The following is a 24,872-nucleotide window of genomic DNA, read 5'->3' on the forward strand; positions in this document are numbered from 1 at the left end:
ATGTTTCTATTGTACCATGCTTATGTGTATTTGGAATTTCTCATTTTGGCTTGTACTATTTATATTCTAGCAACAGTCGATCCAATAATTGAGGAAGAATTTGATCCAGATCGAACCATTTTAGTACTTACTTTTGCCCCAAAGAAAAAGCAGAAAAACAAACGTCGAAAAACAAGCGATAAAAAACAAGCGATAAAAACAAGCGATGAAAAGCAAGTAATAAAAACGACTTTTAGAAAATCAACAGCGAAAACCCTCAAACATATGGACAAAATCAGAACATATCTCTCTGAAAATGGGCCTTCTAAAACAAGTGATATTGCACTCTATATAGAATTAAGCCCTCAAAGAACCAGATCTATATTAAATGAAATGCCTGATATATCATATATCGGTTTTAACAGTAACAGGAAATACTTTTTAAAATAATCTGCACGCATGAATCCCCCGGAAGTTTCACCTTTCCAATGATCGCAACCCTAATTATACAAGAGTTACGATCATTTTTTAATACACCTTTTTATTGGACGCTTACGACGAAGGCAGCAAAAGAGTACATATCTTGTAGATACTTATTTCAACTCACAGCCTCACGAAGAGGCTGACCAGATTGCAAATGCAGTTGATTTCAGCGCAGAAATTTCAACTCACAGCCTCACGAAGAGGCTGACTTTCCCAGCCACCGGTTGCTACCAGGTATACCACATTTCAACTCACAGCCTCACGAAGAGGCTGACATATATCGCACCTCAGTAGTGTATTTACTCAAATATTTCAACTCACAGCCTCACGAAGAGGCTGACTGTAAGTCACAGTGAATGCTATCAGTGTCCGCATATTTCAACTCACAACCTCACGAAGAGGCTGACATGTTGGTTACTCTCAGACTTATCGTAATCAGCATTTCAACTCACAGCCTCACGAAGAGGCTGACGTGAAATCTCGCCGGAAGAAATCAAGAACGCAGTATTTCAACTCACAGCCTCACGAAGAGGCTGACCAGTGCAAATTATGTCTGGGGAGCGTACCTCTATATTTCAACTCACAGCCTCACGAAGAGGCTGACGACCTTATGGCAGATACGCCACCAATACTCAAGGTATTTCAACTCACAGCCTCACGAAGAGGCTGACGTGAAATCTCGCCGGAAGAAATCAAGAACGCAGTATTTCAACTCACAGCCTCACGAAGAGGCTGACAATGGTACCCGTCCAGTTACTCCAATATGGATTGGAATTTCAACTCACAGCCTCACGAAGAGGCTGACGAGCCAGTGAATTTAGGTGAACCTGTTCTTAATATTTCAACTCACAGCCTCACGAAGAGGCTGACGGAAAGGCACATCAATTCCAGACATTGCGATAGGTATTTCAACTCACAGCCTCACGAAGAGGCTGACATGCGATGATTCCCTGAATCGCAGCCTGTAAAATTATTTCAACTCACAGCCTCACGAAGAGGCTGACGGAAACTGCCTCTTATATCATACTTATAGGAGGATATTTCAACTCACAGCCTCACGAAGAGGCTGACACGGAGGAAAAGTATGAGCAATTCACTTGTTAACATTTCAACTCACAGCCTCACGAAGAGGCTGACGGCAGTAATGATAGACCGTTAGTTACGTTAGGTATTTCAACTCACAGCCTCACGAAGAGGCTGACGAGAATCCGAACAGGGTTTTTACCAAGGAAGAACTTATTTCAACTCACAGCCTCACGAAGAGGCTGACATTCACTGTCATACTCAGAAGTCCCCGATAATTTATTTCAACTCACAGCCTCACGAAGAGGCTGACGACAATCGACCCGAAGCAACCAGGATATAACACATTTCAACTCACAGCCTCACGAAGAGGCTGACGACGTGCGAATGGTATTTTCCACGAGCTGTTTTTCATTTCAACTCACAGCCTCACGAAGAGGCTGACGTCATTTAATGCTAATGCCAGTTCTGCACAAAAAGATTTCAACTCACAGCCTCACGAAGAGGCTGACGTTATGATTATCAGCAGAACGTTCCGGTTGTGACATTTCAACTCACAGCCTCACGAAGAGGCTGACTGGCAACGTAATGCAGGAATCAAAATTCAATCCATTTCAACTCACAGCCTCACGAAGAGGCTGACGCCGCGATTGCCTGCAATGTCCAACCCTTAAAGTATTTCAACTCACAGCCTCACGAAGAGGCTGACAGCAATTTTAGACAAAAATACATTTATCTAAAATTGTTTTTTACTCTTATTGCACATACCAATCTTGTTTTTTTATTCAAATTATTATATTGTAAATTTTTTTCTGGTAAAATACACACATTTTCTGGTGCGAATGTCCTGAAGTATTTCTGTAAGCTTACCTTTCGCACTATAATATTAAAGTATCTGTAACATCAAATCCAGGCTTTGCACCAATGTGTTCTACTTTATTTTTGTACTTTTCACCCAGATAATAAAATCTCAGGCTGTCCACGTCTTTATCTATAATATTCTCTAGAATATTCTTCACCTGTCTGCATTTTGTTGCATCCATCTGACACTCAAATACTGAATTCTGCACTCTCTGTCCATAATTGGTGCACTCTTTCGCAACTTTACGCAGACGTTTTCTTCCTGCTGCCGTTTGTGTATTCACATCATATGTTATCAAAACCAGCATTATCTCACCTACTTCCAGAAAAATGGCGGATATTCATCCAAATCTCCTCTTAGATATCTCGCCAGCAACATACTTTGAACATACGGAGCCATTCCCCATTCTATCTTTTCATCCAGAAATGGATGTTTAATAGTTTCCTGTTTTTTGGACTGCCAAGCTGACAAAAAGGCTTTTCGACCTTCATCTGTCATAACGACCGCTTCATTTTCCTTTTTTATGAAATATTTTTCCTTCATAATTTTTTTATTGATTAATGTCAAAACAAAACGATCTACCATAACGCTTCTGAATTCTTCCATTAGATCCAGGGCTAATGACATACGTCCTGGTCTGTCTGTATGAAAAAATCCAACATACGGATCAAGGCCCACTGCTTCCAGCGCAGATCCGCACATTCCTGCCAGCAAAGAATATCCAAACGACAGCATGGCATTAACGTTATCCAAAGGCGGTCTCTTATTTCTTCCATAAAAGTAAAAAAATTCCTTTTGCTGTAATATCAGTTCATCAAACACAGAGAAATATACAGAAGCAGCTTCTCCTTCTAGCCCTAATAATTCCTCTTCTCTTTCACATCCTCTTATTTTCCCCATGTTCTGTGCAAGAAACAGAGATTTCTTTTTTATATTTTCTACATCCACACGCATTGCATAGTCTCTCGTAGCTCTTTCCAAAACCCACCTGGAATTATACACTTTTCCGAGAATAAAATTTCTGGCTATATGTATACTTTCTTCCCTGTTGTCACTGATTCGATATTGCTGCTTTCTCAATGTTACATTTCCCTTTACCTCACCAGTAACTCTGGCCAAAAATCTTCCATTTCCGGACATAAAAGAAAGATCTATATTTCTCTGCGCACATGCTCCCATAAGCGCTGGACTGGCCCCCGTGTAGCCAAATGTAATGATTGCCTGAAGATTATGCAAAGGAACTCTGCCGATTTCTTTCTGTTCTTCCAAAACAACTACATTTTCTCCATCCAAAGACAGATACTTATTCCCAGTTGTTACATACAATGTATTCAAAAGCCTTTTCATTCTTTTTCCTCTTCTGCAATTATCCTGTCGATATATCCGGAAACAGACTTCTTTTTATTCAAAGCAGGAATACAAATATCCTTCAATGAACAGGCATTACACTTTTTACTTGTTTTTACCTTCGGTGTGTAGCGCTGCTCATAATATTTATGCATCTCCGAAAATATCTTCCGAACCTTTTCCCGCACTTCGTCTGTAAATTCTACTTTCATGCGATGCCTGGTTTCTCCATAAAAGATATAGCCATAAGATATATCGCAGCATAACATTTCTTCCAAACACATTGCCTGTGCCGCTACCTGAAGAATATCCGAATCATCTGTTTTCGGTCTGCCTCTTTTATATTCTACCGGAACAGCCTTATAAAGCCCTTCTTTCCCTGCCAGTTGAACTCCATCTTTTACTTTATGAAATTCTACTACATCACATTCGCCGCTCACTCCCATTTCCCGGGAGTGAATCGGCATTGCACGTACGATCAAAAGATCTCCTCTTTTTTCTTTCATACTTACATCATGTGCGTTTTCATGAAGAATTTTTCCTTCCACTGTTCTGACATTTTCCTGCCACTGCAACTCTATGTAAGCCAATGCCCACTGTCTTCGGCAGAATACAAAATGTTGAATTCCGGATAACTGAAGAAAATCTTCTTCCTTATACAAAATCAAACTCCTCCGGTTCTTTACATCCGTCTACATGCCATGAAATTTTGTAATCTTTAAATTCTCTTGGATGTTCCTCTTTACGTTTAATATCGAAGCCTCTCTGGATTTTTCCACTGGAAACAGCCGGCGTTTTTTCATCGTGCTGCCACCAGTACATTTTGCAGACTTCCATACTTCCCTCTGGTCTTGCAGAAGAAGCATCATTTTCAAATAAGGTTTTCAATGCCTCTTTCAGTAATTCCGCATCTTCCTGACTGAATCCTGTTTTTTCAGCAAGCTGAACATTTACACTTCCCATTACTTTATATACTGCAAAACCTACTCTATGCTTCGTCCCCATGGTATCTGAGGCCTTGCTTTCTTTTCCGGATTCGCTGTTCACACTCTTAGTAATCTGCATGCTGATGATATCAATTGGCGAAAGACTGATCGCCTGATGAATGGAAACGGGGCCTCTTACTCCAAATGATACAGGAATTCCCTTAAACGCAAAAACCTGACCAAAAGCTCTGACATCCAGCCACTCTTTGCAGGCAATCGCCGCACAGGCATCGCGATTTGCATTTTTCTTATTTCCTATCTGAGCTTTCAGTTCCTCACATCCATCTGCACGGTCTTTCAAACTGGTATAGGGATCATCTGTACGGTCATCTGACTGTACAAAAATTTTCTGTCCAAGATCCTGAAGTCGATTTCTTATCTTTCTTTTAATGCACACGTCCGATATTTCACCATATCCATCCATGTTGATTCTTGGACGGTTTCCATTTAATGGATCTCCATTTGGATTCGCATTATCAGCACTTACAAATAAAGTAAAATCAATTTTTCCTTTTAATTCACTCATCGTTTATTCCTCCTCTTCCTTCTCTTGGGAATCTTCCTTTTTCAGTTTCAGATCATAAGCCTGGCTATGAAAACCAAGAAGATATAAACCATCCAATTTTTTATTATCCTTGAAACTATCTACTTCAAATAATTCATAAATATCATTTAACAGATTTTCATAAAAACGTCTCTCCGCAATCCCCAATTTATTCATATATGGCTGGATATTTTCTTCAATCACCTTCCATGTTTCAAAAGGTCTCTGGGAAAAAGTACTCATGTATCTTTTTGCATTCGTAACCCTTGCTTTATCTCCATCATCATAAGTACGATACTCAATCCGATCTGCCACTGCCAGTAAACGTCCATATAAATAATTTCTGTCTTTTTGATTTTTATCTAATGCCACATTCCATTCCTCCTTTTTTCTTTCTTTTCTATCTTTTTTCACCAGCGAACATGCTAACGTTAAAACCCTTTCCCAATTTTTTCGATCTTTATATGTTAATGGATTGGACGCCTTAAGCACAGCTCTGTTCACATAATCATGCGGGATTTCTGTTCCGTTCCAGATACATGGAATTAATCTTCTCGCAACTTCCGCATACATTTTCTTTCCGTTTGCGTCCGCAATCGCAAGTCCGCCTTTACTTTCTATGCCAAACAGAATCTCTGCTACATCTTTAACGCCAACCATTCCGGAAAACTCTATTCTTTCTTTACCTTTCCATTTCTCATGAATCCAGTTGCAGCTCTCATGCCATTTCTTTATATTCTCCAGATATCGCGCAGAATCCAGCGTCATCTCCTCAACCATGGACAATCTTCCCGGTGTGGCCGCATCAAAACCAAGTAAGATCATTGCGGATGTATTATCTACCTTTTTTCCATATCCTCGAAGTGCTTTGTAAAATTTTTCAGCTGTGACTGCATTTCCATCTGATATGGTTTCTTCTTCAGGTTCTTCATCATCCCAGGCATATTCCGATGTAATCATCTCTGTATCTACATTCCATCTTGGCATACACAGTCGATTAGATTCCCATGTAACAACTGCCAACGTGTCAAAAAACGTTCCCTGTTTCCGAATGATCCACTTCAATGCATTATGAATTTTCTGAGAGGTTTCATTTCCTACTGCAAAAGCCTCTTCCTTACTTACAAACCGTCCCCGATAAGTAAAATTCTGACTGTCATTTGATGAGATCAGCTTTGCTCCGTCACCTTCATTACGGATTTTTTTGGAATGAAGATAAGAAATAGCCTCCATATTTCCGGTAAGATAGCACAAGCCTTTCTCTTTTTCCCGGGACCGCACATAATTTATATAACAATCCTGAAGTGTTCTGTCTTTCCAGCATTCATCTGTTTTTAATTCAAAAAGATCTGAATTTGACGAACGAATAATAAAACGTACAAATGCTTTCGTCTGCACAATTCCCTGAATATTTTCTTTGTCATCAATCTGATTCTGTTCATCCAATTTTATAATCTTTTTATCAACCAGATCAGAGAGCAGAGTATTTTTTTTCAGATATAAATAAATTGCCCGGACCTTCTCATGGCAGTATTCCGATTCTACCCATTCTTTCAGCTGAGAAATATACAGTTCATGACAGATTCCATCATCCTTATAATATTGGGTATAATCTCCTGCAAGATATCTCAGATTATCACACAAAGGATGTGGTTCCTTTCCTGCTGTACGGCTTCCCGATTTTTCTGTAACCGGTATGATTGTTAATTTATCATTAAGATCTACCGGTTCTGCATTCATAAAATTACCATCCTGGTCAATAGTTACTGTTATCTGTGCAGTCACAGTAGTATGAAACGGTGGCAAAAGAACGTATGGCATTTCTCCCCGATACTCAATGACACCTATTTTGTCACTGTTTATCTCATACAGATCAATGAGTTCGTTTACCCAGCTCACTCTCCCACCTCCTCACTGGTAAATTCCTTTAAACCTGTGAAATTATCTTTTCCGAAAATTTTACGTTCCATTTCTCTGATGTGTCTTTTCTGTGTACATTCTTCCGGTCTTATAAATTCTATAATTCCCCCCTTCTTCATAACCGGTTTCCAGAAACGCACTGTCATTTTACCCTTATCTTCTTCCAAAACAGCTTCATCCGCATATGTTATGCCATGATACATAAAACCGTAATCTACTTCTCCGGTCATCGTATCATAAAAGCTTTCTCCCTCGCCAAATGTACAAGGTTCTTCAAAAGCCTGACACTCTCTTGTTCCAAGGAAAATATCTCTGCGTCCGCCTCGCTTCACCATCCGTTTGGCAATATTATGATGTTTATATTCATTTCTGTCTTCTTCCAGTTCCGGATGATTACAATTCATTTCAAAATGCGCACGCACCTGATAACGAACATCTTTCAGATACGTATAGTATGCAAGCTCATTGCCACCATTATATGCAATCGGGCGGATACCTTTTGTTTCTGTCTGAATCGGATTCATTACTCTTACTGCATCTACGATCCACATGATCGTGGGCTTCCAGTAAATGCTTTCCACAATTCCACGTAAGGCCTCATATGTCGGAATATGATAACTTGTCTTTTCTCCACCGACACGCATAACGGGATCAGAAAAAAGTGCATATGGACCATATACTTCAAATTCTATTGTATTTCTATATTTTTTCATGCTTCTCACCACCTTTACATATTGCAAAAATCCATCTTTGGCTCATCCACAACACCCACTTTTTTATCATAATATCCATCACTCAACACCAGAATCCCTTCACTGGTTTCATATATGGCATTTCCCAGTTTATCTTTTCTGATTTCCGAAATCCCGACCGTGTATCTCTGTAATTTTCTCAATATCTTTTTCTTCTCTGTTTCTGTTCGCACTTGTGACAGCTCTTCCAGCAACTGATACGACTCGGCTTCATATGGAACAACAACGCTTACTTTATAAGTATCAGAAATCACTTCAAACTCATGTCCTGCGGTCTGGAAAGCCTGCGAAAGTTTTGTATACATTTTCCCTTCATGTTTTCGTCTATATTGATTCCGACCTGTTTGGTTTTTCCCCAACAGATCCACTAATGTTACAGGCACATTATATACTTCAACCGGAAATTTCGTTTCTGATTTTCTTAACTGTGTATGATACACTGAATAATAAAATTTTATAGCTATTTCTGAATCCAATGCATAATTAAACTTTTTCTTATCATGCTTAAAATCATCAAGCACCTTTTGCAAAGCCGCCTGTGCGTTTCTTATTTCTCTCAAATGTTCCAGTTTTTCTGCCTCCTGGGACATCTGCACAATATAAACTGCCCCCATTCTTCCCAGCTCTTTATGTCGGTTGCATCTTCCTGCTGCCTGAATAACATTGTCAAGACCAGCTTTTGACCGGATCACACATCCAAAAGAAAAATTCACTCCCGCTTCCACAACCTGTGTGCTGACACAAATAATCTTCTTTGCTCTTTCTCTTAATGCATTTCTTATTTCTCTCAAAGTATCCAGTTTATGTTGTGGGCACATATTATTGCTCAGATGGAAAATTTCATATTCTTCCGTACAGCCGTCTTCCAGTTTTTGAAATACTTCAAATGCACATTTTGTAGTATTTACAATTACTAAAGTACTTCTATATTCCTCTGTTTTTTCTAATGCAAAATCTCTTAAATCTTCTGTTTCCATCCCTCCAGAGCATTTTTCCGTTTCATCGATAATCTCAACTCGTTTAAAAGCTTTTGCATATTTTTCAGATTCTCCTGACATCTCCACACACCTGCAGATATTATTTTCTTCAAGAGAAGCCAGTGTCGGCTGTGTAGCAGAACATAATACCACTGTTGTTCCGCAAAACTGAGAAAGAAAATTCACAGCCAGATTAAAAAGTTCTGTGCATTTAACCGGAATTGCCTGCACTTCATCAAATATAATAACGCTGTTGCATAGATTATGCATTCTACGAATACAACTCTTCTGATCAGAAAATAACGTATTTAAAATCTGCACTGCTGTCGTTACAATAATTGGTGAGTCCCAGGTTTCTGTAAGATTTCGATATTTTTCCTCTTCTCCTTCTTCACAAATCACATTACAGTGATGTTCCAATACAACAGAGGGCAATCCCGTTGCTTTTCGAATTTCCTCTGCGTTCTGTTCCAAAATAGATGTGAAGGGGGCTATATAAATAATACGATTTTTTTGTTCTTTCCTTGCATGATAGAGTGCGAATCGAAGACTACTGAGCGTTTTTCCAGCACCAGTTGGCACCGTTAGACGATATAGTTTCTGATTCGTTTCTGCTGCCTTCCGACAGGAGTCAGATATCTCCTGTCGAAAACTGTTCAGCTGATTTCCATTGTCCGGATTATTCTGAATTTCATTTTTCAAATACTGTTCAAAATTATGTATACACTTCTGCCATATTTCCTGAGTCTCTTCCTGCGAAATTCTTTTCGATAAAGGGATATTCTGAAAAAAACATGCTGTATCTGTCCAGTCACCATCAATCAGCAAAGACAACGCAATTCTCAGATACATTCCCAGATAAAAATATCTGCTTCCATATTTTTTTCCGGAAGAATCTTGTTTTTTAACAAATTCATTTATATTATTAAAGATTTTTTGATATGACTGAATTGCCTCCTCTCCGGATTTCTTCAACGTTTTTATATCATAAATCCGGAAAAATTTTTCTTTAATGTATGCATACTCAATTTCTTTTTTCAAACGTCGTTCCTGTAAACTCTGGCCATTTTCCAGATTAATACAATCTTCCATTCCATGATGAAAATAAATCAATGTACTGATAAATTCCGAGACAGGCCATTCCTTTATTAATTCAAGCGCAAGTCTTCCACCGGCAGTAGAATGATCCAGTCCATGTTTATGTACCTTATCACCCAACTTCAGAATATTCTTAAAATCATCCTGATTTTTTGTGCCAAGTTTTCCTGCATCATGAAGAATTCCAGCTAATTCTACAAGGTTTTTCAATTCTGGAAGTTCACAGACATTACTTAAAAAAAGAGCAACATTTCCTGCGTGTTCCTGCATAGATTGGATTCTTTGTGTTTCATAGTCTACATGGGCCAGTGTACACTCTTCCGTTTCCGGAATACTTATTTCTTTATCTTTCATTCAGTACCCCTTGTGTTATATGCCTATTTTTACAGTATTTAATTTCTATTTTTTATACATTTTTACTATATTTTATCATGATTATAGTCTTAACGCAAGACAGATATCGAAAAAATGTTCGATTTATATATCTGCCTTGCTGACAAACCGTTAATCATTATTCCCGTGGTAACATCATCAGATTATCTTTCGATGTACTATTCGCCACAGAACGAACATATTTCTCACCCTGTGAACTTATTGCAGGAATAAGATATGGATATGGTGAAATATTTACGGTAATGGTTTTAGGAAATTTTTGCAGATAGTCGTAAACTTCTGATTTCTTCCAGTATGTACTTGTCTGATCTATATAGACAGAATCAATATCCTGTACATTTCCAGAATTGCCACAGTTACGCTTCATTTTGATTTTAATTGCTTTCATGATAAAAGCCTCCTTATGATATTTTTATTGAATCTGCAGATTCATTGTTGTAATGAAAATATCATAGAAAGGGTTTACAAAAATCGAGAAATAATTTAGAATAGATGTGCCGGATGCTATTCAAATTATTTGGATTGCATTTCCTATGATGAGCTACTTAGTATTACCAGTACTAGGTAGCTCTTTTTCATTACAGCTTTACTATACGCTTATTTTTTTCCTTTGTCAATGTGTCCATATAAACATGCAAAATATTTTTTATCAATACAATGTATAGCCAAATCCAAAAAAGATTTGACTATAACATTACAGTATATCCTTATAAACATGCTTTTCAACTCACAGACTTCCATCTGACACTAAATAAAGGCTGCAGGAATCATTCATTCCTACAGCCTTTATTATAAACTTTTCTATTTTTCAGCCTTTTTGCCTTTACTCAAACTCAATCGTTCCAGGTGGCTTACTGGTAAGATCATAGAATACGCGGTTCACGCCCTTAACCTCGTTGATAATACGGTTCATAACCTTATTAAGCACTGCATAAGGAATCTCAGCAGATTCAGCAGTCATAAAGTCAATAGTCTTAACGGCGCGGAGTGCCACTGCATAATCGTATGTTCTGAAGTCTCCCATTACGCCTACACTTCGCATGTTGGTAAGGGCTGCAAAGTACTGGTTCGGCATCCAGGATGGATCTTCTCCGTGTTCTTTCTTGTAGTCGGCGGCTGCATTGTCGACTTCTTCACGGTAGATGTAGTCTGCATCCTGTACGATGCGTACTTTTTCTTCGGTGACTTCACCGATGATACGGATTCCAAGTCCCGGGCCCGGGAATGGCTGACGGAATACCAGTCTTTCCGGGATACCAAGCTCAAGACCAGCTTTACGAACCTCATCTTTAAAGAGGTCGCGGAGCGGCTCGATGATTTCTTTGAAATCTACGAAATCAGGAAGTCCACCTACGTTGTGATGGGATTTGATCACTGCGGATTCTCCACCAAGACCACTCTCTACAACGTCCGGATAAATGGTTCCCTGTGCAAGGAAATCTACAGCACCGATCTTCTTGGCTTCTTCCTCAAAGATACGGATGAACTCTTCACCGATGATCTTACGTTTCGCCTCAGGCTCTGTAACACCTGCAAGTTTATCGTAATATCTCTGCTGTGCATTGACACGGATAAAGTTCAGATCAAACTGACCGTTCGGTCCGAATACACCTTCAACCTCGTCTCCCTCATCTTTACGGAGAAGACCATGATCTACGAATACGCAGGTCAGCTGTTTACCGATCGCTCTGGAAAGAAGTCCTGCTGCTACAGAGGAATCTACACCGCCCGACAGAGCAAGAAGAACTTTTCCATCGCCTACCTTCTCACGGATCTCTTTGATCGTATGTTCAACGAAAGCATCCATCTTCCAGTCTCCGGCACATTCACAGACACCAAGTACGAAGTTGGACAGCATGGTTTTTCCTTCTACTGTGTGAAGTACCTCCGGATGGAACTGGATCGCATACAGTTTCTTCTCTTCATTCTGAGCAGTTGCTACCGGACAGTCTGCTGTATGTGCAGCGATCTCAAATCCCGGTGCGACCTGAGAAATATAGTCTGTATGGCTCATCCAGCAGATGGTTTTGTCAGATACGTTTTTGAAGATTCTGGAATCTTTTTTGTCGATAAGGAGCTCTGTCTTACCGTATTCACTGACATCTGCTTTTTCAACTTTTCCGCCAAGAACGTGCATCATAAGCTGTGCACCATAACAAAGTCCAAGTACCGGAATACCAAGCTCGAATAATTCTTTCTGGTAAGTCGGTGAATCTGCCTCATAACAGCTGTTCGGGCCGCCGGTGAGGATGATTCCCTTAGGATTCATTGCTTTGATCTTCTCAAGATCTGTCTTGTAAGAATAGATCTCACAGTATACATTGCACTCTCTGACACGTCTCGCAACCAGCTGATTGTACTGACCGCCAAAATCAATGACAATAACTAATTCTCTTTTCAAGGCTTTCCTCCTGTTTTTTATAACATCTTTAGAATCTGTTACTCATTATAAATGAGTCACAGAATTTTTACAATGTCTATTTTCAACTCATCGAAAGATTTTGCTGATTTTTGTGTTATAATCTGTTTTGAAAACTTTGACTTTCAGAAAGAGAAAGGAAACCTTTTTATTATGTTTAGATGTCAACCCGGATATACCCTCCGGAAGATCAAAGATACCTGTTACCTGCTACCATATGGCCAGCAGATCGCAGACCAGAAAAAAAGCTTTATCCTCAATGAGACCAGCTCATTTTTATGGAATATTCTGCAGCACAATGAAGGAGCAGAACCAGAGGAGCTGGTAAAACTGCTTGCCAGGGTTTATCAGCTGGATGAATCTTTTTTCCCTGAACTGCGCAGTGATGTGATGGATTTTCTTACACAGCTTACAGGCCTGGGAATGATCATAGAATATCTCCATCCGATTTCCAAAGAACCTTCCGGCTCTATGGTCATTGCCGGGATCACAATGAATCTATATGGTCCCCGGGAACTGTTTTCCAAATGTTTCGAACCCTTTTATAAAAAGTTTTCTGCGGAACCAGATCAGATACTTGAGCTGATCACTGCACCTCCGGCCAGCCGCTGTTATGAGCAGGTTCTTCTGCAGAATTCCGAAATGACTATCTTCGAAAATTCTGACCGCTACGTTGTTCTTTTTCCTCAGATGCAGAATATTTACGAAGCTCACATGCTCAAGGATGGTTCCTATGTGCGGATCCACTGCCATGCCCAGGCAACTGAGCTTAATACAGACAACCTGTTTCACGCAATACGCCTGTTTTTTCTTTTTATTGCGCAGAAAAACGGGCTCTTTGCCATTCATTCCGCATCCATTCTTTACCATGATAAGGCCTGGCTTTTTTCCGGGCATTCGGGAATGGGAAAATCAACTCATACAGCTTTATGGCATGAGCTTTTTGGCACGCCGTATCTGAACGGGGATCTGAATCTTCTGGGATTCGAAGACGGTCATATCACTGTTTACGGAATTCCCTGGTGCGGAACCTCTGAGATTTTTACTACAGAACAATATGAGCTCGGAGGGATCGTGCTCCTGGGGCAGGACTCGCAGACAGACCGGCTGGAAAAATTACCTCCTTCGGAAAAAATCCTCCGGGTTATGCAGCGTATGATTTCTCCTGCCTGGAAAGAAATTCAGCTTACCAGGAACCTGTCCTTTGCAGAAAAAATCGCGGACTGTGTGCCAGTGCTCCATTTTCTGTGCACAAAAAATCCTTCTGCTGCCTATACTATGAAGAACGCCATTGACCTGCGGAGGAGCTGCAATGAAAGATAAAATATTTCTGGTCTGGAAGCATCTGAAACAGGGCACCTTGAAAAAAATATGGAAACAGACCTTATGGATCTATCAGTACGGCAAACGTTACTGGAAAGCTATGATCCTCTATACTTTGCTTGGAATTACCGGAACCGGCGTTTCCCTGATCTCCAGCCTGATCTCCAAAGATCTGGTCGATATCATCACCGGCCACCAGACCGGAAAACTTCTGAGTACTTTTGCTGCAATGATCGGTTTTTCCGTAGCCAATATCCTGGTTTCACAGGCTTCCGGATATGCCTCCACATTTATTAATTTAAAGGTGGATTCAGAGATCAAAAACGATATTTTTTCCAAAATGCTGGTGACTGACTGGGAATCTCTTACGGATTACCATACCGGCGATCTGGTGACACGGTGGAGCTCCGATGCTTCCAATATTTCCAGCGGAATCCTGAACTGGATACCAAACCTGATCATTTATACGTTCCGTTTTATCAGTGCTCTCGCAATCGTACTTTACTATGATCCTACCTTTGCCTTGTTCGCACTGCTTGGAATGCCGTTCAGCGCACTGCTTTCCAGACCGCTTCTTCGGCGTATGCGGGATAATAACCAGCGAAGTGCTGCCATGAATGCAAAGCTTTACGGATTTAACCAGGAGGCTTTTTCCAATATCCAGACCATCAAAGCTTTTGACCTGATCCATTTTTACACAGACAAACTGAAATCTCTTCAGAAAGACTATATCGATATGAGGCTGGATTTCCAGAAAATGTCCATCCTGACCTCTGTCCTTATGTCCATTATCGGTTTTATCGTATCGTACAGCTGTTATGGCTGGGGAATTTACCGTGTGTGGAGCAATGCGATCAGTTACGGAACCATGACCATGTTTCTTTCTCTTTCCGGCACGCTGACAAGTGCAGTGAATTCCCTGGTCAGCCTGATTCCTTCTGCGATCTCACTGACGATCTCTGCCGGCCGACTGATGGATATCGTGGAAATGCCCCAGGAGGATTACAGCCAGGATTCTGCTGTCCGAAGCTTCGAAAAGCAGTATCGGGAGGAGGGAATCGGCCTGAATATGCAGGATCTCAGCTATACTTATCATAACGGAACTTCTGTTTTTGCCAACGCTTCCATGGAGGCTTATCCTCATGAGATCGTTGCCCTGGTTGGGCCTTCCGGTGAAGGTAAGACAACTATGCTGCGTCTGATTTTGTCCCTTCTGACGCCACAGACCGGTTCTTTCCATGTCTGCGCGGGCAAAAATCACTCGAATATGCTGGATATGTCACCGTCTACCAGAAAGCTGTTTTCCTATGTGCCTCAGGGAAACACCATGTTTTCGGGAACGATTGCTGAAAATATGCGAAATGTGAAGCAGGATGCCACAGATGAAGAAATTATCGAGGCACTGAAACTGGCCTGTGCATGGGATTTCGTGGAAAAGCTTCCGGATGGAATCGAAAGCGTCATTAAAGAACGGGGCGGCGGTTTCTCAGAGGGCCAGGCCCAGAGACTTTCCATTGCCAGGGCACTCCTCAGAAAATCTCCGATCCTTCTGCTGGATGAAGCAACTTCCGCGCTGGATGTGGCCACAGAACGTAAAGTTCTCAGGAATATCATGCAGGATACTTACCCCCGAACCTGTATCGTGACAACTCATCGGCCTACGGTCTTAAATATCTGTACGCGGGTTTATGCAATACGGGATAAAAGATGCGAGGTGCTTGGGGATGGGGAGATTCAGAAGATGGTGAAGGAGTTCTGAGCTGCGATATAATCGGCCTGATTTTTAATCATTAACTTGTCAAATGTATTAAAAAAATCCCCCACAGAAATGGTTGCCTGTTTCTGTGGGGGATTTTTTATATTTGAATTAATCTTGATCTAGATTCACAGATTCAGTTAGTTCACAGAATATGTAAATCCTGTCATCTTCAGATTATCAATACTTGTTCCGTGATTCAGATGAATTCCAATCGTCAGTGGATTACTTGCTGTACTTGCGAATGTAAATGTCGCTGTCTTTCCTGACCAGGAAGTTTGTACAGAAGCATCATCTGTCTCTACCTGATCCACAGTATCATTAAATGTAATATTCAGTGTGATCGTTCCATCAATACCAGACCAGTCGGCCATTGCAAGGCCTTTACCGCCATTGGTTCCCCAACGATCCCATACACCATGATATGTTACATTCAGTGTACCCTTGGCTGCACCGCTTGCCGCATATACGCCTTCTGCCAGTCCGGCATCAACAGTTACTATCGGTTTTTTATACATTTTCATAGTTTATTTTCCTCTCTTATACTATCAAAAACTAGTAATTTATCTGTTTCATCTTTTCTTTTATGATATCTATCAGACCCTTGAAAGTCAAGTATTATTATAAAAAATATCGTGCTGTTTCTGACACGTTTCTGTCAGTTATTGTTGTTCTTTATTTACAGGAATGCTATAATACGCTCTAACTAGGCAAACAAAATCCTCTTCATCGAGCAGATACTTTGCCGGGTACAACCAAACACACCAATATTATACCAAATTTAAGGACGAGCACCATGAACAATACATCCCAAACATCACCGAAAATCGATCTGGAACAGCTTCTCCGTGACGGAAATATCATCCGCATCAAACCACAGGGCTACAGCATGTACCCTCTTTTTATTCCCGGCCGGGATGAAGCCCTGATCCAACAGACATCTTCCACAGACTGCCGCAGAAATGATGTAGTTCTTTACCGCCGTGACCGGAGTATCCTTGTGCTCCACCGCATCGATAAGATCACAGAAGAGGGCTTTTTTATGGTTGGTGATAATCAGTGGGAAATTGAAGGCCCGCTTCGTTCTGATCAGATTATCGGAAAACTTGTAGCTTTTGTACGCAATGGACGGGAGATTTCCGCACAGAATCCTTTTTATCGTTTTCTGTCCTCTGTGTGGCTTTTGATGCTGCCGGTTCGTCCTTTCTGTTTTCGTTTAACTGCATTTTTTCGCCGGATCTGCCGAAAGCCAAACTCATAGGCTCACAGAAGAATTTCTTTTTCCCGGAAGGTTTTTACCGCATTTTTCACATCCTCGTAAACCTCGGATGCTTCTATCCCATATTCGTTTCCAACCATCTGCGCCAGTCCTTCAATATCTTCTGCCTGATCTGCATGGATATAAATAAATCCTGCTGTTTCGCTTAAGGAGATCACCTCATTGACTTCTTCAGTTCTTTTTCCCACCGGAAGCACAATATACTCATCTTCCAGCTCTTTTACAATATATCCTTCTGTCTTTTTCATTTTCCCTTCCCCTTTATTTCCAAATATATTCATGATATACTTATTATTATTTTATACCTTTTCAGGAGATCAACATGGAGCAAATATACAAAACTTATCTGAACATAATAAAAAATATCTGCACAGATTCCAACGATCCTGTTTCTGTCACACTGGAGCAGCTTCCGGCTCTGGCGAACCTGGCACAGGAGCACTGTACCGTTCCCTTCGTACTGCCTTATCTTCGAACAGATTCCATCTACTCGATCATGAAACAACAGGTGAAAAATATGATGCTGAATTATTATCAGATTGAGCACTTTACCCGAATCACAGTATCTCTTCTCAGAGAAAACAATATCGACTGCTACCTTCTGAAAGGTCTGAGTCTTGCTGACTGTTATCCAGTTCCAGAATTCCGTAAGCTTGGAGATCTTGATCTTTATCTGTCAGATCCCGGTACGCTTTCAGAAGCTCAGTCCCTTCTGGAATCCAACGGATACATTCTCCAGGACGAGCTCAGTGATCATCATGTAACTTACTATTATACATTTCCAAAAACCGGACGCCGTTTTATCCTGGAGCTTCATTACAGAGTTGTCGGACAGTACCAGTACAGCCGAACCAATGAGATCGTAGATCTCGTTTATTCACCGACACAGCTGAAGAAATCATCTCAGATGATCCATGGATACAGCTATACAGTCCTGCCGCCAACAGAATACGTTTTTTACATGATCCATCACATGCTGAAACACTATCTGTACAGCGGATTCGGAATCCGGCTTCTCTGCGATTTCACTTTTTATCTGAAACGTCATGAATCCGAAATTGATTTTGACCAGATACATACATGGTGCAGGGAATCGCGGATCAGCCATCTCTATGAGATCATTCTGGAAAGCTGCCGGATATATCTCGGCCTCCCGGATTCCACAGATCCCCAAACCCACTACGATACCTCTGACTGTCAGGATTTTATCACACAGATCCTGAAAGACGGTGACATGGGAACCGATGTTTCACAGACTCTGGTGGGAAGCAGCTCCTACCAGAAAGTCAACCTGTTTACCTATTTCCGTGAAGGTCATGTCCAGATGAAAGTCCGCTTCCCAAAAGCCAGCCACTTCCCGATCCTCTGGCCGGTACTCTGGGTGATCACTTTCGTCTGCTTCATCCGCAACACCTACAAAGTACGGAATACAACCTTCCTGCAGACACTTCGTAATTTCAAAAAAAGCAACCAGAAAACAAAACTTGTCAAAATTTTTGAAAACAGTGATTCCTGAGTGGGAGTCACTGTTTTTGTATTACTTATTCCCTGATCCCGGTATCAGAAAGTCTTTCATCTACTTTCTGCGTAATCAAAATTTTAACACCCACTGACATCAGAAGGTACCATTTTGATTTCATTCCAAAAGAAAAAATCCGTATCATAGCCTTCCACATCCACTGGCTGATCTGAAGTGGCCGTTTTCTATCTGCCAGTTCACAAAAAACTTTCTTTCCCACTGGATGACTGCCGTATTCTTTCAGTATTTTATGGATTGCTCTTAATCTTTTTTTGTGCCGCATATATTCCATTTTAGCATCAAAAAATGCAGCAAAAAAAATCAAATATCTGGTAAGTGATATATATTCCACAGGATCTTTATTCTTCTTCTCAATCCATCCCTTCAGCGCATATGCTATCTTAAACCAGTTCTCTGTGGAATCCGAACGATACTGCCAGGAAACTGATACGTCATTTTTTCTGTAGACATATCCTACATCTTCCAGAAAAACATACTTTGGATTGCAGATATAGCACTGCATATTGAATAATTTATCTTCCGCATAAGAAATCTCTGTAAAAATAATCTGATTCTTCTTCAGAAATTCACTTCTGTAAAGCTTTCCCCATACATACGAAAGTGTTCCCACAGAAAAGAATCCCCGAAACCTGAATTCCTCTGATAAAGGACTGCACAATGCAAATGACTCGTGTTTCGATGCCGGAAGAATCTTATCCTCCCATAATCTTGCATAATTACTTACTACAATATCTGCACCTGTAGGTTCAGCAATACTTATATATTTACGGAATATTTCTGTATGTGGAAGATAATCATCTGCATCCACAAACACAATATAATCACCTTTTGCCAGTTTCAATCCTCTGTTTCTCGCAGGTCCGGGACCTTTTCCAGGGCCTTTGATCATGCGGATTTCCGGATATTTCTTTTCATATTCCCGGATAATATCCGGACTTTTATCCTCCGAACCATTTTCTACCAGAATGATTTCCCAGTTTTTATAGCTTTGATTTATAATACTGTTCAGCGTTTCTCTTATATATTTCTCTGCATTATACACAGGTATGATCACGGAAATTTTACAATTCTTTTCAGTAAACTCCATAATTCTCTCCATTCTACAGTTTTTCTGTAAACCAGCCATAACAGAATATTCGGTACTATCAGACAGATCATCAGCCTTAATACCAAAACAAAAAATGCCTGTCCTGAAATAAACCTGCAGCAATATTCGGTAATTCCCCATACTGCTGCCATCACTCCAAGATATCCGGCATACTTTATGAAAAATCCAGTCACCGGTCTTTCAAGTCTGTATTTATAGATCACATAAGGTTCCACCCATACAGAGGTAAGTACAGTGCTGCAAAATGTTCCCACAAACACTCCTGCCACTCCTAAATGTGTTACCAGCAAAACAGAAATCACCAGATTTAAGACAGCCTCTGCCACAGCTTTATAACGATCATACCAAAACAAGCCCATAGATTCTTTGAAGATCAGTATAGCACGCCTCATTCCATTGATAAAAAAGTTAATACAAAGAATCAGCACGATTTCTCTCGCAAACAGATATTTTTTTCCAAATGCAATCTCCACAAAAGGATTCAGAAGTTCCATAAGACAGATTCCTGCAAATCCGAATAACCAGTATCCAATAAAAAATAGCCTGTCAAAGATCTGCCCTACCTTTTCCTTATCTTCTGTCACGCCAAGGTTTCCCACACTTGCCGTAACCCCCAGCATAGCCTGATCCAATACCTGACGCACAGATCCTATGATCAGAAAATAATTGGAATAAATACCGGCTGTAACAACCCCAACAAAGCTAGATATCAGGAGGTTATCAGTATTATTCACCACTACATTGCCAATCTTGTGCATAAGCATTGCTTTTACATTCTGAAAAATATCCCTTCTTTCATTCTGCGGAAGTTTATCCTTACAAGGCTCCTTCAAGTAAGGAAAAAGTCTGTCCGCTTTTCTGGACATACAAATATTTCCACTTATCGTACACACAACCGCAACAATAAGAAACAGGATAAAATTCCCGGTCAGAAGCAATACAACGATCTGACAGATATCCTGCAATACAAGAAATCCATTATGATACATCACAGTAATATAATTCATCTGGTGAGCATCCACCAATGTCTTCTTGTAAATCAGCAAATAAGACACAACTGAATTCGTAAGATACAGAATATAGATCACGATCAGATGATCCACATCCGGCCTGTCCTTCATCAGAATATCCAGAAACGGAATCAGGCACAGTCCTGCCACCAGAACAAAACCTGCTGTCATTCTGTAAAAAATACGGAACATCCGCATCAGGAGCTGCTGTTTTTTGATATCATTTCTGGCAATTGGACCGTAAAGAGCATATGTAATTGCAGTTCCCACTCCAAGTTCTGATAATGATAATATATTTAATATATCTGTAAACAGACCATTGATTCCTACATAACCTTCACTGAGCGTTCTCGTAAAAACGACCCTTGTAAAAAAGCCCATAAGAATTGCTGTCACTTGTGCAATAAAGGCTACTGTCGTATTCATGACAGAGTATTCGGTCCTGGATTTCTGTTTCAATCTTCACTTATCCTTTCTTTTTGGTTATAATACATTATAGTTAATTCATAATTGCATGTATAGATATTTTTTAAAGGAGCAATTATCCATGAAAAAAAAATTACCGATAATCCTGCATAGTCTTTTTTTTATATTTTGTTTTACATTGGCTGCGCTTATCCTCCATCATTTAATCTCTTCCAGATATCTGAAAATTGAATATACACCTTCCTCAAGCGAAGAATCTTCCCAGGATCTGGATAATCCTTACCGCGGTTTTTATCAAATGGGCGGATACATTCTTTCAGATAAGGAAAAGCCAAAAACAGCTGCAAACTGGTGCAAAAAAAACTGCACCTCAAATCCTTACCCACTGATGCTTCTGGAAATCAATCTGAAAAATTATTCAGATTCTGATATCAGCACAAATGCTCTTACTCAGCTGGATAAAATGCTGACTGTATGTACACAGGCCAAAAAGCAGGTGATCCTGCGTTTTCTCTATGACTGGGATGGAAAGGCTTTATCTGCAGAACCATCCAGCCTTCCGCAGATCAAAAAACATATTTCACGGCTTTCCACTGTTGTCAACAAACATTCTGACTGTGTATATATCCTGCAGGGAACATTTACAGGAAATAATGGTGAGATGAATAATTCCAATTATGGAGATCTCAATCAAATACGTCAGATCATAGAAGAACTTGACAATGATATCTCCCGGGAAATTTATCTGGCAGTCCGTACTCCGGCGCAGTTAAGAGGTATTCTCCGTACCAGTACGCCACTTTCAAGTTCAGAAGCTTACAGCGGCACACTCGCATCCAGATTAAGTCTGTTTAACGACGGTATGCTTGGATCTGTCTATGATCTCGGCACCTACGGAAGTACGCCTCTGAAATCCAGCAGCAAACCTGAGGAACAGGGTACCCGCAGTGATGAACTTCTTTTTCAGTACAAACTCTGTCAATATGTTCCTAATGGTGGAGAGGTTACTGTAGACAACGAATACAATGATCTGGATAATGCCATCTCAGATCTCTCACAAATGCATGTGTCTTATCTGAATTCGGAACATGATGAAGCAGTCCTTAACAAATGGAAAAATTCTACTTACACAGGATCAGATACCGATGTTTTTTCCGGATGCAGCGGATATGATTACATCAGTGCTCATCTGGGCTACCGTTATGTTGTGCAGCAGTCCTCCATTGATTTTCATTCAGTACTCGATGACACTGCCACTTTGTATCTGACAATTGCCAATACCGGATTTTCCTCTGCATATACGAAATATACCACAGATATGATTCTCACCAGCAAAGATACCGGTAAATCAAAAAAAGTCGAAACAGCTATTGATAACCGTTCTATCGCAGGTAATGATTTCTCTGAGTTTAAACTCAGCCTGGATGTCCGTTCCCTTAAAAAGGGAACTTATACAGTTTCTCTTCGTATGAAAGATCCATACACAAAAAACTATATCCATTTTGCCAACAAAGGATATGAAAAAAGCAAAACCGTTCCTGTTGGTACTCTTACTCTTCAGTAATTCAATATTTATGTTTATTTATGCAGGCAGCCAATATAAAGGCTGTCTGCACTGCCTCTATTGACAAACCGAATACTTCGCCCGTCTGATCTTCTCCGGGCTTTCAGAAAAACTTTCCCGTGGGCAGGCTCTGTCACTGCTTTTCCACAGAGAACAGTTCCCGGCAATATTTTCCGCAGATCCATAGAAACCGGAACTTCTTTCTGCTGATCCTCATTCTCGATCATCAGAAATAATTCCGCATCCTGAAACAACTTTCCAAATCCGGTATTTTCAATTTCAATGGTAAATTCTGCTTTTCCACGCCATGTACGTTTCATCTGAACGCTTTTTACTGTCAGGCGATAACCAAGGTGGCTGCCTATATATTCATAAAGGCTTCGCCCCTGCCAGATCCCGGAGCCTGTATAATTTATTTGTTTCCACCGGTTAAGAACCTCCATATCGTAAGTACTGTCCAGATAAGCAAGATGCATGTTCTTCAGTTCACTGATAATGAAATCTGCCTCCCTGACTTTCGCGGCATCTTCTCCTGTACAGGAAGTCACCTCACCGCCACAGGGCAGGCTTTCTGTAAGCCGGCTGATAAAATCCAGCTCTTCTTTTCTGGTCCATGCACCGTTCCATCCTGCCGCCTCTTTTGTCATAGTACCGAATGTTCCAAGATGTGTCAGAGATCCCAGTATACCATCATCAAACAACGACAGCCGGGAGTATTTTTTCTGCAAAAAATCCTCTTCACTTTTCAGGGTTCTCCACTGTGACGGCGTACGCACAGCTAGACAGATATCCGCTCCAAGGTACTCCCTCATACAGCTCCACATCTTATGAAGATGTTCCGGAGATAAATATTCGGAATCGTGCATCTCTCCCCAGCTGCCAACCAGCATTCCCTGAAAAATAAACACAGAATGTTTTACACTTTTCAATATTTCTCCGATCTGTCTCATGTGCTCCAGCACCAGTTTAAAAGCATCCGGCTCGCAGCTTCGTCCATTTCCTTCCCAGTCATATACAGGACGAAGAATCACATCCTTCTTGTATTGCATAAAAAAACTGAGAATGTTCCTGATATTTCCAAGGGCATCTTCATCCAGCAGCTTACTGCGATATGCGTGGATATCAAGCAGTACCAGTGCCATCGACTCCCCCTGTCTCAGACTCCATCTCAGTTCTACCGGATCTATACTTTGTTCAACCATAAAAGTATAGATCCCGTACCATCCTCTGCCGGGATTTTCCGGTTCATCCAGACTCTCTGCAAGTTCTGCCTGCCGGAAATCCCAGCCATTTCTATTTATCATATTTTTCCAGAGCATGTATCTTACCTTCATCCATCTTGAGGATTTTTTCCCTGATCCATACTGCCAGAATGGAAAAAGTCATGCGGAACATATAGAGTATTGGCTTCAGCCCGGAATGCATGCTGATTCCTTCTGTTCTCATATGCATCACTGCCGGAATTTCCCTGACCCGGAATCCCAGAAGCAGCATCTGCATCAGCATATTTGCGTCTGGATATTTATCATCAAAGTTATCATATTTGGAATAAAAAAGAAAAGTTCTCCAGCTCAGCCCCTGCAGGCCTGTAGTCGGATCAGAAATGCTTCTTCCTGTTCCCAGTTTCAGCATTGTCCGAAACCACGCAAATGCAATTTTTTTCGCCGGAGATACCGGGAAATCTGTGCTTCCTTCCATAAATCTTGAACCCAGGACAATATCCGGTAGCTCACCGTTCTCATCTCTGGTCTGCAATGCCTCATAGATTTTCGGAATATTGCATACATCATGCTGTCCGTCTGCATCCATCTGTATCACATAACGGTAATCTTTTCGCACTGCATACTTATATCCAAGCTGCAGGCCACTTCCATATCCAAGATTAAATACATGAGTCACAACATCATGTTTTCTCTTTTTTGTTACATGATTGGTTGCATCTGAGGATGCATCGTTCATGACCAGTACATCTGCGATCTGCGCGATCTCCGGCTGTTCCAGCTTTTCAAGCACTGGAACAATCGTTTTTTCTTCATTATACGCCGGAATAATAATCAAAACTTCTTTTCTGTTTCCCATGGCT

General features: G+C 40.7%; 20 protein-coding genes, 1 pseudogene and 1 CRISPR repeat array. Of the genes and pseudogenes, 6 read left to right on the top strand and 15 right to left on the bottom strand.

Going from position 1 to position 24,872, the window contains the following annotated elements:
- Positions 1-429 (top strand): annotated as a pseudogene (locus tag WMO28_RS14245) (hypothetical protein); the annotation flags it as partial.
- A 145-nt stretch (positions 430-574) separates the two neighbouring features.
- Positions 575-2,194: direct repeats of the CRISPR family, unit length 32 nt; unit sequence ATTTCAACTCACAGCCTCACGAAGAGGCTGAC.
- Between the two features lie 169 nt (positions 2,195-2,363).
- On the opposite strand, the gene cas2 reads toward WMO28_RS14245, so the two are convergent.
- From cas2 to guaA, 9 genes are all read right to left on the bottom strand, one after another.
- Positions 2,364-2,654: a CRISPR-associated endonuclease Cas2 gene (gene cas2, locus WMO28_RS14250; RefSeq protein ID WP_092072094.1), complete on the bottom strand. Its 291-nt coding sequence runs from the start codon at positions 2,652-2,654 to the stop codon at positions 2,364-2,366.
- 8 nt (positions 2,655-2,662) lie between these two features.
- A complete protein-coding gene (gene cas1c, locus WMO28_RS14255) occupies positions 2,663-3,694 on the bottom strand; it encodes a type I-C CRISPR-associated endonuclease Cas1c (protein WP_349057421.1) in 1,032 nt (343 codons plus the stop codon).
- A complete protein-coding gene (cas4, locus tag WMO28_RS14260) occupies positions 3,691-4,359 on the bottom strand; it encodes a CRISPR-associated protein Cas4 (protein WP_349057450.1) in 669 nt (222 codons plus the stop codon). Before cas4 ends, cas1c begins: the two co-directional genes overlap by 4 nt.
- Positions 4,349-5,206, bottom strand: coding sequence for a type I-C CRISPR-associated protein Cas7/Csd2 (gene cas7c, locus WMO28_RS14265; protein ID WP_349057422.1), 858 nt, complete (start codon positions 5,204-5,206; stop codon positions 4,349-4,351). The genes cas4 and cas7c overlap by 11 nt, the downstream gene beginning before the upstream one ends.
- Before the next feature lie 3 nt (positions 5,207-5,209).
- Positions 5,210-7,123 (bottom strand): type I-C CRISPR-associated protein Cas8c/Csd1, encoded by a 1,914-nt coding sequence (gene cas8c, locus WMO28_RS14270; protein WP_349057423.1) that lies wholly within the window; start codon positions 7,121-7,123, stop codon positions 5,210-5,212.
- Positions 7,120-7,857 (bottom strand): type I-C CRISPR-associated protein Cas5c, encoded by a 738-nt coding sequence (cas5c, locus tag WMO28_RS14275; RefSeq protein ID WP_173755640.1) that lies wholly within the window; start codon positions 7,855-7,857, stop codon positions 7,120-7,122. Before cas5c ends, cas8c begins: the two co-directional genes overlap by 4 nt.
- Before the next feature lie 14 nt (positions 7,858-7,871).
- Positions 7,872-10,325, bottom strand: coding sequence for a CRISPR-associated helicase Cas3' (cas3, locus tag WMO28_RS14280; protein ID WP_349057424.1), 2,454 nt, complete (start codon positions 10,323-10,325; stop codon positions 7,872-7,874).
- A 157-nt stretch (positions 10,326-10,482) separates the two neighbouring features.
- Positions 10,483-10,752 carry a DUF3892 domain-containing protein gene (locus WMO28_RS14285; RefSeq protein ID WP_349057425.1) on the bottom strand — a complete coding sequence of 90 codons (270 nt, stop codon included), beginning with the start codon at positions 10,750-10,752 and terminating at the stop codon, positions 10,483-10,485.
- A gap of 435 nt (positions 10,753-11,187) precedes the next feature.
- Positions 11,188-12,765, bottom strand: coding sequence for a glutamine-hydrolyzing GMP synthase (gene guaA, locus WMO28_RS14290; protein ID WP_349057426.1), 1,578 nt, complete (start codon positions 12,763-12,765; stop codon positions 11,188-11,190).
- A gap of 171 nt (positions 12,766-12,936) precedes the next feature.
- Between guaA and WMO28_RS14295 the strand changes: the two genes are divergently transcribed.
- Complete coding sequence (locus tag WMO28_RS14295) at positions 12,937-14,106, top strand: PqqD family protein (protein ID WP_349057427.1); 1,170 nt, start codon at positions 12,937-12,939, stop codon at positions 14,104-14,106.
- The gene (locus WMO28_RS14300; RefSeq protein ID WP_349057428.1) at positions 14,096-15,865 is read left to right on the top strand and encodes a peptidase domain-containing ABC transporter; all 1,770 of its coding nucleotides are present in this window, start codon (positions 14,096-14,098) and stop codon (positions 15,863-15,865) included. The genes WMO28_RS14295 and WMO28_RS14300 overlap by 11 nt, the downstream gene beginning before the upstream one ends.
- Before the next feature lie 137 nt (positions 15,866-16,002).
- On the opposite strand, the gene WMO28_RS14305 is transcribed toward WMO28_RS14300, so the two are convergent.
- Complete coding sequence (locus WMO28_RS14305) at positions 16,003-16,386, bottom strand: hypothetical protein (RefSeq protein WP_349057429.1); 384 nt, start codon at positions 16,384-16,386, stop codon at positions 16,003-16,005.
- 272 nt (positions 16,387-16,658) lie between these two features.
- Between WMO28_RS14305 and WMO28_RS14310 the strand changes: the two genes are divergently transcribed.
- Positions 16,659-17,123 carry a S24/S26 family peptidase gene (locus tag WMO28_RS14310; protein WP_178773297.1) on the top strand — a complete coding sequence of 155 codons (465 nt, stop codon included), beginning with the start codon at positions 16,659-16,661 and terminating at the stop codon, positions 17,121-17,123.
- A gap of 2 nt (positions 17,124-17,125) precedes the next feature.
- On the opposite strand, the gene WMO28_RS14315 is transcribed toward WMO28_RS14310, so the two are convergent.
- The gene (locus WMO28_RS14315; RefSeq protein ID WP_349057430.1) at positions 17,126-17,389 is read right to left on the bottom strand and encodes a PqqD family protein; all 264 of its coding nucleotides are present in this window, start codon (positions 17,387-17,389) and stop codon (positions 17,126-17,128) included.
- 74 nt (positions 17,390-17,463) lie between these two features.
- Here WMO28_RS14315 and WMO28_RS14320 point away from each other — a divergent pair, with 74 nt between their 5' ends.
- Positions 17,464-18,657 carry a nucleotidyltransferase domain-containing protein gene (locus WMO28_RS14320; RefSeq protein ID WP_349057431.1) on the top strand — a complete coding sequence of 398 codons (1,194 nt, stop codon included), beginning with the start codon at positions 17,464-17,466 and terminating at the stop codon, positions 18,655-18,657.
- A gap of 25 nt (positions 18,658-18,682) precedes the next feature.
- Here the strand turns inward: WMO28_RS14320 and WMO28_RS14325 are convergent, their stop codons facing one another.
- Complete coding sequence (locus WMO28_RS14325) at positions 18,683-19,768, bottom strand: glycosyltransferase family 2 protein (protein WP_349057432.1); 1,086 nt, start codon at positions 19,766-19,768, stop codon at positions 18,683-18,685.
- Entirely contained in the window at positions 19,732-21,225 is a 1,494-nt protein-coding gene (locus WMO28_RS14330; RefSeq protein ID WP_349057433.1) for a lipopolysaccharide biosynthesis protein, read from the bottom strand. The genes WMO28_RS14325 and WMO28_RS14330 overlap by 37 nt, the downstream gene beginning before the upstream one ends.
- A gap of 121 nt (positions 21,226-21,346) precedes the next feature.
- On the opposite strand from WMO28_RS14330, the gene WMO28_RS14335 reads away from it, so the two are divergent.
- Positions 21,347-22,789 carry a DUF4832 domain-containing protein gene (locus WMO28_RS14335; RefSeq protein WP_349057434.1) on the top strand — a complete coding sequence of 481 codons (1,443 nt, stop codon included), beginning with the start codon at positions 21,347-21,349 and terminating at the stop codon, positions 22,787-22,789.
- 14 nt (positions 22,790-22,803) lie between these two features.
- Here WMO28_RS14335 and WMO28_RS14340 read toward each other — a convergent pair whose 3' ends face one another.
- Together WMO28_RS14340 and WMO28_RS14345 are read right to left on the bottom strand one after the other, a co-directional pair.
- Positions 22,804-24,108 carry a DUF4832 domain-containing protein gene (locus WMO28_RS14340; protein WP_349057435.1) on the bottom strand — a complete coding sequence of 435 codons (1,305 nt, stop codon included), beginning with the start codon at positions 24,106-24,108 and terminating at the stop codon, positions 22,804-22,806.
- Complete coding sequence (locus WMO28_RS14345) at positions 24,083-24,868, bottom strand: glycosyltransferase family 2 protein (protein WP_148446181.1); 786 nt, start codon at positions 24,866-24,868, stop codon at positions 24,083-24,085. The genes WMO28_RS14340 and WMO28_RS14345 overlap by 26 nt, the downstream gene beginning before the upstream one ends.
- Between the last annotated feature and the right edge of the window lie 4 nt (positions 24,869-24,872).

Origin of the sequence: Blautia aquisgranensis (assembly GCF_040096615.1) — a bacterium.
GTDB classification, from domain to species: Bacteria; Bacillota; Clostridia; order Lachnospirales; family Lachnospiraceae; genus Blautia_A; species Blautia_A aquisgranensis.

What these genes read in the sequence shown, in the direction of transcription:
- WMO28_RS14330 (WP_349057433.1), bottom strand. Translation starts at nt 21,225, where the DNA reads ATGAATACGACAGTAGCCTTTATTGCACAAGTGACAGCAATTCTTATG.
- WMO28_RS14320 (WP_349057431.1), top strand. Translation starts at nt 17,464, where the DNA reads ATGGAGCAAATATACAAAACTTATCTGAACATAATAAAAAATATCTGC.
- cas5c (WP_173755640.1), bottom strand. Translation starts at nt 7,857, where the DNA reads ATGAAAAAATATAGAAATACAATAGAATTTGAAGTATATGGTCCATAT.
- WMO28_RS14325 (WP_349057432.1), bottom strand. Translation starts at nt 19,768, where the DNA reads ATGGAGTTTACTGAAAAGAATTGTAAAATTTCCGTGATCATACCTGTG.
- WMO28_RS14300 (WP_349057428.1), top strand. Translation starts at nt 14,096, where the DNA reads ATGAAAGATAAAATATTTCTGGTCTGGAAGCATCTGAAACAGGGCACC.
- cas7c (WP_349057422.1), bottom strand. Translation starts at nt 5,206, where the DNA reads ATGAGTGAATTAAAAGGAAAAATTGATTTTACTTTATTTGTAAGTGCT.
- WMO28_RS14315 (WP_349057430.1), bottom strand. Translation starts at nt 17,389, where the DNA reads ATGAAAAAGACAGAAGGATATATTGTAAAAGAGCTGGAAGATGAGTAT.
- WMO28_RS14335 (WP_349057434.1), top strand. Translation starts at nt 21,347, where the DNA reads ATGAAAAAAAAATTACCGATAATCCTGCATAGTCTTTTTTTTATATTT.
- cas2 (WP_092072094.1), bottom strand. Translation starts at nt 2,654, where the DNA reads ATGCTGGTTTTGATAACATATGATGTGAATACACAAACGGCAGCAGGA.
- WMO28_RS14345 (WP_148446181.1), bottom strand. Translation starts at nt 24,868, where the DNA reads ATGGGAAACAGAAAAGAAGTTTTGATTATTATTCCGGCGTATAATGAA.
- WMO28_RS14285 (WP_349057425.1), bottom strand. Translation starts at nt 10,752, where the DNA reads ATGAAAGCAATTAAAATCAAAATGAAGCGTAACTGTGGCAATTCTGGA.
- WMO28_RS14310 (WP_178773297.1), top strand. Translation starts at nt 16,659, where the DNA reads ATGAACAATACATCCCAAACATCACCGAAAATCGATCTGGAACAGCTT.
- WMO28_RS14340 (WP_349057435.1), bottom strand. Translation starts at nt 24,108, where the DNA reads ATGCTCTGGAAAAATATGATAAATAGAAATGGCTGGGATTTCCGGCAG.
- WMO28_RS14305 (WP_349057429.1), bottom strand. Translation starts at nt 16,386, where the DNA reads ATGAAAATGTATAAAAAACCGATAGTAACTGTTGATGCCGGACTGGCA.
- WMO28_RS14295 (WP_349057427.1), top strand. Translation starts at nt 12,937, where the DNA reads ATGTTTAGATGTCAACCCGGATATACCCTCCGGAAGATCAAAGATACC.
- cas3 (WP_349057424.1), bottom strand. Translation starts at nt 10,325, where the DNA reads ATGAAAGATAAAGAAATAAGTATTCCGGAAACGGAAGAGTGTACACTG.
- cas1c (WP_349057421.1), bottom strand. Translation starts at nt 3,694, where the DNA reads ATGAAAAGGCTTTTGAATACATTGTATGTAACAACTGGGAATAAGTAT.